Genomic DNA, 14,701 nt, shown 5'->3' on the forward strand with positions numbered 1-14,701 from the left:
AACAACTCATGCAAAGGAGGATGTATGAAAGCTCTACGTTGGTACGGAAAAAAAGACGTCAGGGTTGAGTCGGTCCCCGAGCCTCAATTAATTAATCAACACGATGCCATTGTCAAAATCACCGCAACAGCTATCTGTGGTTCCGATCTGCACCTTTATAACGGGGTGATGCCTGCGATGGAAAAAGGCGATATCCTGGGCCATGAGTTCATGGGAGAGGTTGTCGAACTGGGTTCTCAAGCCAGTAAAAAGTTAAAAATAGGCGACAAGGTTGTTGTACCTTTCACTATTTCTTGTGGTAAATGCAGTCCTTGCCGGCAACGATTATTTTCTTTATGTGATAGTTCGAACCCGAATGAGGAACTGGCAAAAGAGAAATTAGGTCAATCACCAGCCGGTATTTTTGGATATTCTCATCTTTTAGGGGGATTTTCAGGCGGGCAAGCTGAATTTGCACGCGTTCCTTATGCCCATATTGGGCCAATTAAAGTGCCTGAAGATATTCCAGACGAAAAAGTACTGTTTCTTTCAGATATTTTGCCTACAGGCTATATGGCTGCTTTGAATGGAAATATAAAAAAAGGTGACACGGTTGCTGTTTGGGGGTGTGGGCCAGTAGGACAATTTGCAATGCAATCAGCGTGGATATTAGGGGCGGGGCGTGTGATCGGAATTGATTGTATTCCTGAAAGACTTGAACTTGCTGAAAAATGGGCAAAAGCGGAAACCATTAATTTTAAAGAAGAGAATGTTTTCGACGCATTAATGGCCATGACGCGAGGTAAAGGACCCAAAGTATGTATAGATGCAGTGGGTTGCGAATCCCATGTAGGCCCTACTCTTGATTCCTTTATGGACAAAGTGAAACAGGCTACGTATTTAACTTCTGACCGGGTTCATGTGTTGAGAGAGGCAATTCAGTGTTGCGCCAAGGGAGGGACTTTATCTATCCCGGGTGTTTACGTCGGCTATCTTGATGATCTTCCTTTTGGAGCAGCGATGAATAAAGGTTTAACATTTAAAATGGGCCAAACTCATGTCCAGCATTTTATGGCGCCCTTATTAGCCAAAATTTTAGATGGCGAAATAGATCCTTCCAAAATTATCAGTCATCGTTTAAAGCTTAAAGATGCTGCTAAAGCGTATGAACTTTTTGAAGAAAAGAAAGACGGTTGTACAAAAATAGTATTAACTCCTTAAGGAGAACACAATGGATATTTATGAATATTTAAAAACTGATCATGATAAAGTAAGTAATTTATTTAAACAATTTAAGAAAGCACCTGGCAAAAGAAAAGCAGATATTGCCACGTTAATTGCAGATGAATTGATTGTTCATGCAAAGTCGGAGCAGGACACTTTTTATGTAGCTCTGGAACAACACGCTAAAGCAAAAGATAAAGCATTACATGGTTGGAAAGAACATAAAGAAATAGAAAACCAAATTAAAACCTTTGATAAAAAAAATCTTTCTGAGAAGAATCTGACAACTCAAATTGAAAAATTGGAAGAAATAGTCAACCATCATGTCAGAGAAGAAGAAGGAGAGCTGTTTAAGCAGGCAAAAGACGTTTTATCCGAGGAACAAGGTTATGCACTTAAAGAGTTGATGCACGATTTAAAACATCAATATTTATTAAAACGATTAAAATCAATTTAGCCGTTATTGCTCTATCAATTGTCCGCGAAATTTAATGATTTATAACAATTAGCTGTAAGAACAAAGGAGACAATTATGGATAAATGTATCGTTTGTGGAAATCACTACCACAATACTTTAGAAATTAAGCATAATGGAAAACAATACTTATTCGATTGTTTTGAATGTGCTATTCATCAACTGGCACCTGTTTGTCAACATTGTTCGTGTCGAATTATTGGTTCATGGTATCGAAGTGAATGCGGCCTATTATTGTTGTACTCATTGCGCTCGGGAAGAAGGGCATGCCGAAAAATAATTCTTTAAAGTAGCAATACAAGTTACGAGTGCTGCTAAAAAAGAGACAGTTCGCTATCGGTGATGCAACGAGAGACTTTACAGGATTATCAAGGATTTAAACCGGCTATACACAAGGTTATCCACACATTCTGGGGATAAGTGTATTTAAGGAGAACAAGAAAAAGGCTGATAAAATAAGGGTTATCACCTCAATGAAGGTACTTTTATGAATGGTCAGGGTGGTTAATTGGTGAAACTATCCACAGGGGAGAAAAGTCGAATAGAACATTGGAACTTTGTCATTCTATAGAAAAAAAAGGAAAAGAGATAGACTTGACTTTCATTATTTTCAGAAAGCCATGGTTCTGATAGAGCAATTGGCAGATTGCTCAGCGCGGGGTCAGCCTTTGTGATTTTATTAACGTCATCTCCGCGAAAGGCGGGGATTTTCTCTCAAGCAAAGTGATGAGGCAAGTTGAGAATGGATTCCCGTGCCGACTTTACGTGGCAATTCGGGACTCTTTGAATTTTTGTTCGATCCTAAGCGCCTTTTGGTATCTTTTTATTCTTTCACATATAAACTCAGAGAATTTCCTCATCTTTTTGATCTTTTATAAACAATAATATTGCTCTAAATAGTTACAATCCTGTAACCCATTATCGTAAAAAGTAAATTTTTTCTTTCCAAAAGTTCTTCAATCGGTATACCTTAAAAGGTTGTGCTTTCTAAAAAAGCTGGATTCGAGTGGTAATTAAGACTGTTCAATAAGGAGATAATCAATGAAACGATTCTTGTTTGGTTTAGGGCCTCTGCTTGCATTGAGTACGCAGATGACGATGGCTCAAACTACAATTCAAACACTTAATCAGGTAGTGCCTGCCACGTGCATTTCATCCAAATTTAGTGCTCAAGGTGATAATCATTGGAAAAACATGACGTTAACTTTGACTAATAATTGTAATCAGACCGTTGATTTCCAAAATGCTACCGTGACTTTTAAAAATAATTCTGCGTTGAATACTAATTTCTGGGGCGATTTCTCACCTCTACCCTACCCTGATAATTCATTGATGATCACATCGCAACAAGACGCTGATGGAAAATTTTTATCTAGCCTGCATTTACACTTTCCGACCTATCCCGGCGCTGATACAAAATTACCCAATGGGCGTTCCATTGCGATAAAATATGGTGTGAGTTCAGATACGCATAGGGAAGGGACCACGAATGTTTATTTACAGACAGGCGGTGACACTGGCTCTATTCTCTTGCATAACAGTGCTAAACCTGCGAACGTGAATCAAAATTATGCGTTAGTTCATTTATTGATGAATGGTCAAAACGTAAAAGATCTACAGCTACCTTGGGCAGCAAGCTTTGCGGTACAGAGATTGGCTGTTGGCAGTTATAGCCTGGCGCCCGATAATATTACCGATAGTTCAGGGAGTGTTTATCAAGGGGAGGCGCAACCCAGTACGGTTAACGTGACTGCCAATCAGCAGGCTTCTTCAACAATTACGTACAGCCTTGCTCCTCAAACCGGGAAGCTTTCCATTAAACTACCAGCACTTCCTCCTGAATTAACAGGATATTCCGAAAGCCCGACTGTTTTGGTAAGAGATATCCAAATGGGAAGTTCCATTAGTAAATTACTATCCTGGAACAATACGGTCACAATTGCCGACCTTAAAGCAGGGAGCATTTATAACTTTTCAACGCCAGTTATTAATTATAATAACTACCGTTGTACCCCCACTTTTAATCCTGCTACGCTGACAGCGAGTTCTACGACTCCTGCAACCAGCTTAACTTATAACTGCGTAGAAACCTCTCAAGTGGCCGTGTCTTTACAGATTAGGGGTGCCCCGGCTAATTTATCATCCTTAAAGGTCACTTTGCAGCCTAATGATGGTTCCACAGCTGTTCAGCAAACAGTGAGTTTAGCTGATGGTACGGGCAACGCGACAGTTACTTTAAACGAAGGGGTCATTTATACTGTGGCGTCCCAGGATGTTCCAGGGTATTCGATAACCTTTTCTCCTCAACCCTTCACTGCGACAAACGATGCTGTAGAAACTATTACGTTAACTTCCGTGAATCAGGGAACGCCGGTGGCTGTGAATGGACAATTGACAGTCTGTGGTACACAGCTTTGTAATCAACATGGAACTCCCATTCAATTAAAGGGTATGAGTACTCATGGGTTACAATGGTATGGCCAGGGAAAATGCATCACCTCCGGATCATTGGATGCACTCGTAAATAATTTCAAAGCGAATGTTATTCGGCTCGCTTTATATGTTCAGGAAGGGGGGTATGAGACTAATCCTGCTGCGTTTACGGAACAGGTCAGTCGTCTTATTAATGAAGCTTATAACCGGGGAATTTATGTGATTGTAGATTGGCATATTCTAAATCCGGGCGATCCTAATTATAATCTTAATTTGGCCAGGCAGTTTTTTACCAATATAGCTAACCTTCATAAAGATAAAAATAACCTTATCTATGAAATTGCAAATGAGCCGAATGGCGTAAGTTGGGCTGCCATTAAAAATTATGCTGACCAGATTATTCCTGTCATTCGTAGCATTGATAATAATGCCCCCATTATAATCGGTACTCGCGGTTGGAGTTCTTTAGGGGTATCCGATGGTAGCGGTTTTCAGGAAATCACAGCAAACCCTGTTAATTTTCCCAATATTATGTATGCATTTCATTTCTATGCCGCTTCACATCGGGATAATTATCTACAGGCTTTGGACAATGCTGCTAAAGTATTGCCCATTTTTGTGACTGAGTTTGCCACCCAAACTTACTCAGGAGACGGTGACAATGATTTTGCTATGGCAGATAGATATATGCAGCTTATGGCAACTCGGAAAATAGGCTGGGCAAATTGGAATTATTCTGATGATTTCCGTTCCGGAGCCGTTTGGAAAACAAACACGTGTTCGTCTGGTGTCTGGGTAGACAGCAATTTGAAAGAAGCAGGTGTTTATATAAAGGATAAAATTATAAATCCGTAATTAACGTAGGCCGGTTGCCACCTCATGGCAACCGGATGAATAAAGCTCACAAAAATTCATCTCAAAACCAAAAATCTTCAATATTTATTATACTTGATCTATTGATCATTAATTTGTCATTTAAATTAAACATATAGAAATTAAATCTTAGGGAATATGATGTTAATCAAAAAGGAATTATATGAACGAGATAAAGCAAGTATTATCTTATTTGAAGGAAAAGAATCTTGTTTTAACTACCGCTGAATCGTGCACGGCAGGAAGAATAATTCATTTGCTTGCTAAAATTCCCGGAAGCGGGGCTTGTCTTGAGGCTGGTTTTGTCGTTTATTCTATTCAAGCCAAAAAAAGGTTATTAAAAGTAAAACAAAGTACAATTGATCAATACACGCTTACCAGTGAAGAGGTAGCGCGTGAAATGGTTGAAGGCACATTAAAATACAGCACAGCCAGTGTGATAGTCGCAACAACAGGTGTAGCGGGACCAGGGCCTGAAAATGGGATTCCACAAGGAACGGTATGCTTCGGGTGGGGTTTTAATATCTCTCAACCCCTTATTGTTTTTTCTGAAACCAAAAAATTTTCGGGATCACGGAGCAAGGTGTTAACACAGGCCGCCACCTACGCTCTGGTTCAAATTCCTAAACTTCATCAACACTTAATCCGGGGGTAAAATGGCTGGGAACCTGTGGGATTGTATTATAGTTGGCGGCGGGCCTGCAGGTCTGACTGCTGCTGTTTATTTAGCGCGTTACCGCCGCAATGTTGTAGTATTTGATAATCAAAATAGCCGTGCTATGAGTATACCGCTTTCTCATAATTACCCGGGATTTCCAGAAGGAATTTCTGGCAAAGTTTTGTTAGAAAAATTACATTCAAGGTTTATATGCCGCCGGAGACATTGTCTCTGGATTAAATCAAATTTGCGTTGCAACAAGCCAGGCTGCCGTTGCTGCCACTTCGGTTCATAAAGCCTTATCAAAATAATGTCTTGTTGCAGGATTCAAACCAAATATACACAAAGTTATCCACATCTTTTGAAGTGAAGGAAGGATAAGCATAGTAAGAGGAAGTCTTATAAAATAAGGATTTTATTGTAGGTTAAATATTATTAGACTGGTGAGCAGGTTTAATCAGTCAAAATATCCACAGCTTGGGTAATTGTTCACGGAATATGCAAATTTTCTGTGAACACCTACTAAATTTAACAAGACAGTTTTGTAAAGTATCCCTGATTATATTTCAGCCAGATTGCCTTTGGTTTCCAGCCATATTTTCCGATCAGCGGCTCTCTTTTTTGCCAGCATCATATCCATTTGGGCCATGGTGGCCTGTTCGTCTTCAAGAGTAAGTTGAACCAATCTTCTGGTGTCCGGGTCCATGGTGGTTTCGCGTAATTGCAAAGGATTCATCTCACCTAACCCTTTAAAACGTTGTACATTGATTTTTCCTTTATTGTGTTGCGTGAGATGGGCAATAATAGTTTCTTTTTCTTCATCATCTAAAGCATAGTGAACGATTTTTCCCGCATCGATACGATATAAAGGAGGCATAGCCACAAAGATATGGCCGGCACGTACCAGAGGTTTAAAATGGCGTAAAAATAAAGCACACAGTAAAGTGGCAATATGAGCACCATCCGAATCTGCATCCGCAAGAATACAAAGTTTACCGTAACGCAGACCGCTCAGATCTTCAGAGCCGGGATCTACGCCAATAGCAACAGAAATATCATGGATTTCCTGGGAAGCCAACACTTCAGAAGATTCAACTTCCCAAGAGTTTAAAATTTTTCCACGCAGGGGGAGAATGGCCTGAAAATCCTTGTTGCGTGCTTGTTTTGCAGAACCGCCTGCTGAATCCCCTTCGACAAGAAACAATTCGGCCTGACTTAAGTCTTGCTGCAAACAATCCGCTAATTTGCCGGGTAAAGCGGGGCCTTGACTAACTCGTTTGCGAGCGACCTGTTTCGCTTGACGAAGACGTTTTTGTGCCCGCTCAATAGCAAAAGCAGCAATGATTTCACCTTGCTGGCGATGTTGATTGAGCCAAAGAGCAAAGGCGTCTTTCACTACATTACTCACGAAACTGGCAGTTTGACGCGAGCTGAGGCGTTCTTTGGTTTGTCCGGCAAATTGAGGTTCTTTCATCTTCACCGATAAGACATATTGACAAGGCTCCCATAAATCATCGGCAGCTAATTTCACACCACGAGGAAGTAAATTTCGTAATTCACAAAAAGCAGTCAGGGCTTCATAAAGGCCAGCTCGTAAGCCGTTAACATGAGTACCACCTTGTGCCGTGGGGATTAAATTCACATAACTTTCATTTAAGTGACTATTGGCCGTTTTAGACCAGGCTAAAGCCCAGTCTACGGTAGCATCATCACTGGAAAATTCACCTGTGAAGGGTTCTTCAGGAAAATAATCTGCGGATAATGACTGCTTTAAATAATCAGCCAAACCTTTTTCATAACACCAATGGGTTTCCTCGTTACTGGCCTTATTAATGAAGGTCATCGATAGACCAGGGCATAGTACCGCCTTGGCGCGTAATACGTGAGTTAATTGCCGGACGGAGATTTTCAGCGTATCAAAATATTTTGCATTTGGCCAAAATCGGATAAGCGTACCCGTATCTCGCTTTTTGGTCACGCCTCTCTCGTTAAGCTCTTGTTGTTTATCACCATTGGCAAATGCCATGTGATAGATAATACCGTTTCGTTTAATCGTCACCTCAACCCGTTCAGAAAGCGCATTAACCACCGAAACGCCCACGCCATGTAATCCTCCCGAGAAACTATAGTTTTTATCAGAAAATTTTCCGCCAGCATGTAGACGAGTCATGATAACCTCCACGCCGCTTAAACCTAATTGCGGGTGGAGATCGACAGGCATTCCCCGACCGTTGTCTTCCACTTCTACTGAGCCGTCTTCATGTAAAGTCACAATGATCTTGCTTGCAAAACCGGCAATCACTTCGTCGACACTGTTGTCAATAACTTCCTGCGCCAAATGATTAGGTCTACTCGTATCAGTGTACATACCGGGGCGGCGTTGCACTGGTTCAAGACCATTTAAGACCTCAATTGCTTCAGCTGTGTAATTTCCAGACATTCGATGTTCTCTATAAATGACTTAATGATCAAATTACGTTAGTTTAGCATGAAATACAATTTAGTATAAAAAATATTCAGTTTAAATTAATATGTCCCGGATTTCTGTTCTGAGTTGCATTTAACTCAGTCAATTTATTTTGTACAGCACGAAATACATTGGTTTTAATTGCCGGGTCTTTTTTGTGAAACAAGCGATCGAAAGTGGGATGACGATGCTGATTTAAGTAAAAAGCCTGTTCGTGTTTTTGCCAGAATTGATTGACTTCTTGTGGTGACTGTAATTTTTTAACTTGCGTAATCAAATAGTTTTCTAGCAAACGTTTTTCAGAATAATTCATCAAATAATGACTGTGGTGTTTAGCATTAAGCTGTAACAGTAATAATGCGCGTGGTTCGTACGATAAAATTACAGAAGAGTAGTTAGAAAAAGGGACGATTTTTCGATCTATTGTTTTTACCATTTTTTCTAATTGACTCATCGTTTTTAACGTTTCTATTAAGTAAGCAGGCGATTTATTGCATAGGCTGCTGATTAATTCTGGTTGCAAAGATAAGGCGCTTAATAACAGAGGTCTCACATTTATTTTTCCTATTTCATACGCAAACCATTTTTCCTGCTTATTACAATACCGTTCTTCGTACAAAGTGATTTGTATTATTAACGAATGGTGCTTAAGCATATAAGGAATAATTGGTTTACCTTTTTCTATACCTGTTATGCTCAAAATTTGCAAAAAAATATACTCGTAGTCATACTTCTTGAGATTCTTTCGATATAAAGGATTTGTTCCTCCTCTTAGTAATAAATCAAGTAAATTTGAATCACGTTTTTCTATAGCGTAGTCTAATATCCCCTCAACTAATTCACATTGGGAGTAAGCAAGATGTGCACTGACTCGTTCTATTAATTGATAGCGTTCTTGAAAATGATGATAATTCATTTTTTTAATAAAATCTTCAAAGACAGGTTTGTGTTTGTTGATTAGTGAGTTATACGTTTCATTAGAAAGGTCTTCTGGCCATTCAAAATCGGGACCTATTTGTGCTTCTTTTAAAGTTTTAAGAAGATCAAGTAGATCAGCTGTTTGTTTTTCCTGGATAGTTTTAAGGATCAATCGATCAGAGGTTTTATCCTTTTGGTTGTTTGATAATGTATGAGTCATTTTTAGTAATTCATCCAATGTCAAAAATGATAAGGTATGTTCCTGCAAGTATTCAGGTAGTTCATTAAAGATTGCAAATCCTTTTTGAAAAGATTGGCTCCTTGTATTTTCGTTATTTTCATGGGTAATTTGAGGAAAATGAGCTTTGATACTATTAATAAATTTTCGCGGCAATGCAAAAAATTCATACCTTAATGCCATAGAGAGATCTTGTTGCTGCAATTCTTCAGAATAAATTACGATGCCGCTTTGAGGATTAATAATAAAAAGAGGAACATCTATGCCTAATAGTTGTTTAATTCTTAGTTGAGTATAGAGCGCTCTCAAACGATCCGCTAATGTATTGTTTAGAGCAAATACACCGGCTAAACTTTTTTTACTTAATCCTGCAAGAATGTTATTGGTTGGTGGAATTTGGTGTTTAGCTCGTATTGTATTTAAATTGTTTTGTAACTCCAGCATAGATAAGCTGTACATAAGAGGTTGATTTTCTTCTTTCATGCCCTGTTTTTTTAACCAAAATTTTGTATCAGTAAATGCATTAACAGGAAAAATATATTTTTCATCTTTTTGATGGCAGAGGTTCCAATCAAAAATCAAGCCGGTGGGATAACCATGTTTGGGGATGAATAAATCAATAATTCCATCTGGAGGTAAAAGAGTAACATCTGTTTTTTTTGTATATTCTGTATTTTTGATTGCCCCTCTTTCTCTATCTTCAATTGGGCGATAATTCCATTCGCCTGTTTTAAGGTTAGCAACGCGATGTCGATGTCGCTGACTAATATCTTTGGGAGGGCGATTAGCAACAGGATTACCTAGCTGATTCAAAATATAATCCAGACATCGATCTGAGTCAGGAGAAACACTGATTATTTTGACAACTGCATTGAAACTTTGAATTAATTGCAAAGTAGTTTCGTGATTATTACCAGGAAGCGTTTCAAGATTTTTCATAATTAATCTGTTTATTGATCACCGTGGAATGATAATAAGTCATTAAATATGATAGTTAAAATATATTCTTTCTATTGAATCAATAAATTTTATTTATAATAAAGAAGAACAAGACCAGGCAATCCCAAATCTATCTCGCTTATTCAATCACGATGTCAGGAAATCTATCCGCATAATTAAGGGGCTTTCCTGCTAGGGCAATAGCAGTATGGATAGCTGTCTGAAGAAAAGGTTTAGCTAATTTATTGTCATAAAGAACAACAGGCGTTCCCGTATCGCATAAACTTCGAATCTGACTATCTAAAGGTAATTGACCCAGTAATTTAACCTGAAAAGAATCACTTAATTTTTGTCCGCCTCCTGCGCCAAAAATTGCATCCTGATGTCCGCATTGACTGCATAGATGTAAGGACATGTTTTCTACCAAACCTAATACATCAATTCCTGTTCTCTCAAACATTTTTATGGCTTTTTGAGCATCTAATGTGGCTACATTTTGTGGAGTAGTGACTATAACAGCGCCCGTTAGGGGGATTTTTTGTACCAGACTTAACTGAATATCTCCAGTTCCGGGAGGAAGATCAATGAAAAGATAATCGAGTTCATCCCATAAAGTAAGGTCAAGCATCTGAATTAATGATTTAGCCAGCATAGGACCACGCCAAATTAATGCTTGTTCACTGTCAGTGAGGTAACCAATGGACATGGCTTGTACACCATGCGCAAAGACAGGTAAATAGTGTTCGCCGCTTATTTCGACAGGTTTTGTTTTTCCCAGCATTAAAGGGATACTGGGGCCATAAATATCTGCATCAAGAATACCTACTCTTGCTCCAGCCTGTGCAAGTGCGATTGCCAGATTGATAGCCACGGTGGATTTCCCAACCCCTCCTTTTCCGGAGGCAATGGCAATCGTGTTTTTAACTCCCCGTAATGCTTTACCTGCTAATTGGGTTCGGTGTGCTTTTATAAAAGATTTAAAAGCTATTTTCACCTGATAAGAAGGGAATGCTTGATGTAGCAGGTGATTTAAAGAAGGTAATAATGAATTTTCGAGCGTTTTAGTGGGAATGCCCCCCTTTAACTGGATATCAATAGTTTCATTTTCTATTTTAAATGTCGCCTCTAATCCTGATTGCTGAGCATTTAAACCAAGAAAATTGTCTCTGGTATCAGAGAGTATGTCAGTGATAGTTTTTTCTATATTCATTTGCGGAACCAATATGCTTAAAAGCCCTTATTATGCCTTGTTTACTCAGGAAGGAATATGTTCAGAACTCAATAATTCCATTCTACCCAATTCCCACTGGCTAAATAATAAAGTCCACAATGTATAGGTTCCGATGAATACATTGTTAATAATCGGGCATAATCATTCACCTGTTGACGATGTTGATCTTGCGCTTTCTCATCTTCGGAACCTGTTTTAAAATCAATGATCCATCGCTTACCCTCTTCGATAAACGTTCTATCTATAATACGGGTAGTTATGATATTTTGTTCATTAATCAGTAATGGGAATTCATTTCGTTCACCGATATGTGCTTTGATAAGCCACTGACCTACTGGATTGCGCAATAGCTGATTGATCTGTTCATACAACAGGTTGCAGGCGGTTTCCTGTTCTTCGTTAGTAAAGCCCAGGCTTTTAAAACGATTTCTTATGAAACTCCATGGAAGTTCAGTAATGGTTGGGGGATGATTGTTACAAATCCATTGCAATAATTCATGGGCTACTATGCCTGTCTGTCGAGCATTGTTATAAGATGAGACTGTAATTGATTTTCCTGCCTGAATTTTTTTAAGGGTTGAAGTATTCAGGTAAAAATCAATAGGTAGTCTTTGGATTAAAGGTAAGCTATCGGTTGTCTCCTGTTCTTGCCGCTGGTTTTCAGGCGTTAAAAATGCCTGATTTTTTAACAAATTACGAAAGGAGCCTTTTGTTTCTTTATCGCTGTTATCAAAAAGATAAAGCCTTTTTTTGGCACGAGTTGTTGCTACATACAAAAGACGTTGTAGTTCATAGCCTTCTTTTTCTGCGTCCAGGCGGGTAAGATAATCGTATAATAAACATTGCTCGTGATGAGCTGCTTTAATCGGTGAAACAAGCAAGAGTTCCTCTCGATTTTTACTGGGTAATTTTAACCAGCGTAACAAAGGATTATCCCGATTCTGCGTTTTATTACTTAAACCGGGTAAAATAACACAGTCAAATTCAAGACCTTTGGATTTGTGAATAGTCATTACCTGTAAGCGGGACGTGCTGACGCGTCTGGAATATAGTTTATTAAATTCGCGTTTGAACTGTTCCCAATCAGATAACTGACCGGCCTCGCTAAACCTGTCTAATAATAGCCAGAACTGCTCCAAATCATTTTGCTGCATTGCATCAAGAATGTGATCCGCATGCAAACGTTTGAGAGTCGCCCTTATCCAATTAACCAGAGAATGCTGATAGCGGCAGGCGAAAGCTTCTTGCAACACAGCATGGATAAATTGGGCACGACAACGGCCATCTTCGCTTAAATGAGTTAACTGATTGGCTTGTGACAAGGCGTGATAAATCGATTTTTTCTTATCAAAATTGGCAAACTGATAAAGATCCGGCAGAGATAAACCACAAAAAGGACTGCGTAACAGAGCGAGCCACGCCAGACGATTGGCAGGAAGAAGCAGTGCTTGTGTCAGTGACCAGATATCCCGGAGATGAGGGAGAGTGGATAAAAGTTCAATTTCTACTCCCTGAAAAGGAATTTCACGCTCACGTAATCCAGCAATAATTGCACTGAGTTGACTCCGGGAGCGTACAAGAATAGCGATATGATCATTGGGATTGTTTGCTAACTCCTGAGCGGTTAATTCTACTAAAGCATGAGCTTCTTGCCGACTGTCAGGAAATTGCCAGGCTTTGACAAAACTGTTCTCATTGTCCTCATGAATGGTGGTTGATGGGTGAAAAGAAATCGCACCTGATTCAATATCGTCCTGGTGAGGAAAAATAGTTTTAAATTGGTTATTCACCCAATTGACCAGGACTGGCGCGGAGCGAAAGTTGCAACACAATTCTATAGCGGCAAGATGAACAGGGCCTATACCTTCTTGCCGGGCTTTTAGAAAAAGGCCCACTTCGGCTTGACGAAAACGGTAAATGGACTGCATGGGATCACCGACAATAAACAAGGTTTTCCCATCATCTGCTTGCCAGCCTTGTACCAATTTGCTAATTAACTGAAATTGTTGAATAGAAGTGTCCTGAAATTCATCAATTAATAAATGATGAATAGTATTATCCATATAAAGCGCTAAATCCGTAGGGTGTTCTTCATCACCTAATGCAAGGAGTGCCTGTTGGGAAATCTCACTAAAATCCACTTCGTTTTTTTCATTAAAGATCAGCTGCAAATGAGCAACAAGCAGAGGGGAGAGGATAAATAAGGCTTGTAAGACCCGCCATTGCTCCGGATTATAGTCAGGTGGAGGGAGATTTTTAACTTTTAATAGCGCATCCAGAAATTCAGGATTGTTATCAAGTACGGCAAAAAGTGCTTTACTGTTTGTTTTAAGATCGTCATACAATTTATCATCACAAACACCTCGTTTGAGGCCCACACGGTGATCAAAACTTTTTCTTAATTTATTCTCTGAGGTAAGCAGTAAAGAAGATAAACTTGCGGCAATATGGCGATCCATTTGTTGAAAAGTTTGCCAATTACGTAGCCTGTAACGGGAGGACTCAGGATCTGCTTCAATACAAGCCATTTGACGTGCGAGAAAACATAATGTATCACGATAATCCGCAGGGATGCTTTGTTGAAAGCGCATTAACTCATGTTGCTCAATGAAGGCAAGCATTTGTTCATAGTAAGTTTTATCCCGCTCGCGAGCTGTATAAAGAGAGGGTAACCACTGTTCGCGGTTAGCTAACATACTACTTAATAAATCCAGTAATTTATCCTGACGATTATCCAGGTGTTCCAGCAAGTGTTTTAAAGGGGGATGTAACGTTTCATCGTCCAGTGCATAAGCCAGGCAGGCTCTGGCTGCTTCCTGATAAAGACTGAGAGGATTATCGCTAATTTGAGCGTAGGAAACTGGTCGGTCTTGCAAAGGAATAGCCTGGCTTAAGGTTTGACAAAGTGAGTCAATAGTAACAATTCGTAAGCGTCCCGGTTGCTTAAGAATTTGCCAGCCTTGTTCTTGTGAATGCCTTAAAGCCTCCGCGGCATAACGATAAGTCTGGGCCTGGTGAGCGGAATTGGCTTGTGCACCAGCAGCCACATTTTGTAAGGTTGATAAAATACGTTCCCGCATTTCACTGGCTGCTTTACGGGTAAAGGTCAAAGCAATAATTTGCTCTGGCGCTTTTACAGTATTGAGTAATCTTAAAAAACGCTGGGTTAGAATTTCTGTTTTGCCTGAACCTGCCGGGGCCTGTACAATAAAAGATTGGTGTGGATCAGTAGCTTGTGCGCGTTGTTGACTGTCTTTAAGCATGGG

10 protein-coding genes are annotated in these 14,701 nt (G+C 39.5%); 6 read left to right on the forward strand and 4 right to left on the reverse strand.

Features of this window, described 5'->3' with window-relative positions; translation table 11 throughout:
• Positions 1-24 precede the first annotated feature (24 nt).
• The 6 genes from T345_RS0101535 (at position 25) to T345_RS15540 (ending at position 5,937) form a co-directional block, all read left to right on the forward strand.
• A complete protein-coding gene (locus T345_RS0101535; protein ID WP_028387787.1) occupies positions 25-1,200 on the forward strand; it encodes a zinc-dependent alcohol dehydrogenase in 1,176 nt (391 codons plus the stop codon).
• A gap of 10 nt (positions 1,201-1,210) precedes the next feature.
• Complete coding sequence (locus T345_RS0101540; protein WP_028387788.1) at positions 1,211-1,660, forward strand: hemerythrin domain-containing protein; 450 nt, start codon at positions 1,211-1,213, stop codon at positions 1,658-1,660.
• A gap of 133 nt (positions 1,661-1,793) precedes the next feature.
• A complete protein-coding gene (locus T345_RS14710) occupies positions 1,794-1,958 on the forward strand; it encodes a hypothetical protein (RefSeq protein WP_211249727.1) in 165 nt (54 codons plus the stop codon).
• Positions 1,959-2,719: 761 nt separating this feature from the next.
• Positions 2,720-4,966: a glycoside hydrolase family 5 protein gene (locus tag T345_RS15280; protein ID WP_207385027.1), complete on the forward strand. Its 2,247-nt coding sequence runs from the start codon at positions 2,720-2,722 to the stop codon at positions 4,964-4,966.
• Positions 4,967-5,147: 181 nt separating this feature from the next.
• Complete coding sequence (locus T345_RS0101560) at positions 5,148-5,639, forward strand: CinA family protein (protein WP_028387789.1); 492 nt, start codon at positions 5,148-5,150, stop codon at positions 5,637-5,639.
• A 1-nt stretch (position 5,640) separates the two neighbouring features.
• Positions 5,641-5,937 (forward strand): NAD(P)/FAD-dependent oxidoreductase, encoded by a 297-nt coding sequence (locus T345_RS15540; RefSeq protein ID WP_035917918.1) that lies wholly within the window; start codon positions 5,641-5,643, stop codon positions 5,935-5,937.
• A gap of 264 nt (positions 5,938-6,201) precedes the next feature.
• Here T345_RS15540 and parE read toward each other — a convergent pair whose 3' ends face one another.
• From parE to T345_RS0101580, 4 genes are all read right to left on the reverse strand, one after another.
• Positions 6,202-8,082: a DNA topoisomerase IV subunit B gene (gene parE / locus T345_RS0101565; protein WP_028387790.1), complete on the reverse strand. Its 1,881-nt coding sequence runs from the start codon at positions 8,080-8,082 to the stop codon at positions 6,202-6,204.
• A 76-nt stretch (positions 8,083-8,158) separates the two neighbouring features.
• Positions 8,159-10,204, reverse strand: a complete 2,046-nt coding sequence (locus T345_RS0101570; RefSeq protein WP_028387791.1) for a hypothetical protein — start codon at positions 10,202-10,204, stop codon at positions 8,159-8,161.
• 139 nt (positions 10,205-10,343) lie between these two features.
• Positions 10,344-11,414, reverse strand: a complete 1,071-nt coding sequence (apbC, locus tag T345_RS0101575) for an iron-sulfur cluster carrier protein ApbC (protein WP_028387792.1) — start codon at positions 11,412-11,414, stop codon at positions 10,344-10,346.
• A gap of 68 nt (positions 11,415-11,482) precedes the next feature.
• Entirely contained in the window at positions 11,483-14,698 is a 3,216-nt protein-coding gene (locus tag T345_RS0101580) for a UvrD-helicase domain-containing protein (protein ID WP_028387793.1), read from the reverse strand.
• Positions 14,699-14,701 lie beyond the last annotated feature (3 nt).

The organism is Legionella fairfieldensis ATCC 49588 (assembly GCF_000621525.1).
Classification (GTDB): Bacteria; Pseudomonadota; Gammaproteobacteria; order Legionellales; family Legionellaceae; genus Tatlockia; species Tatlockia fairfieldensis.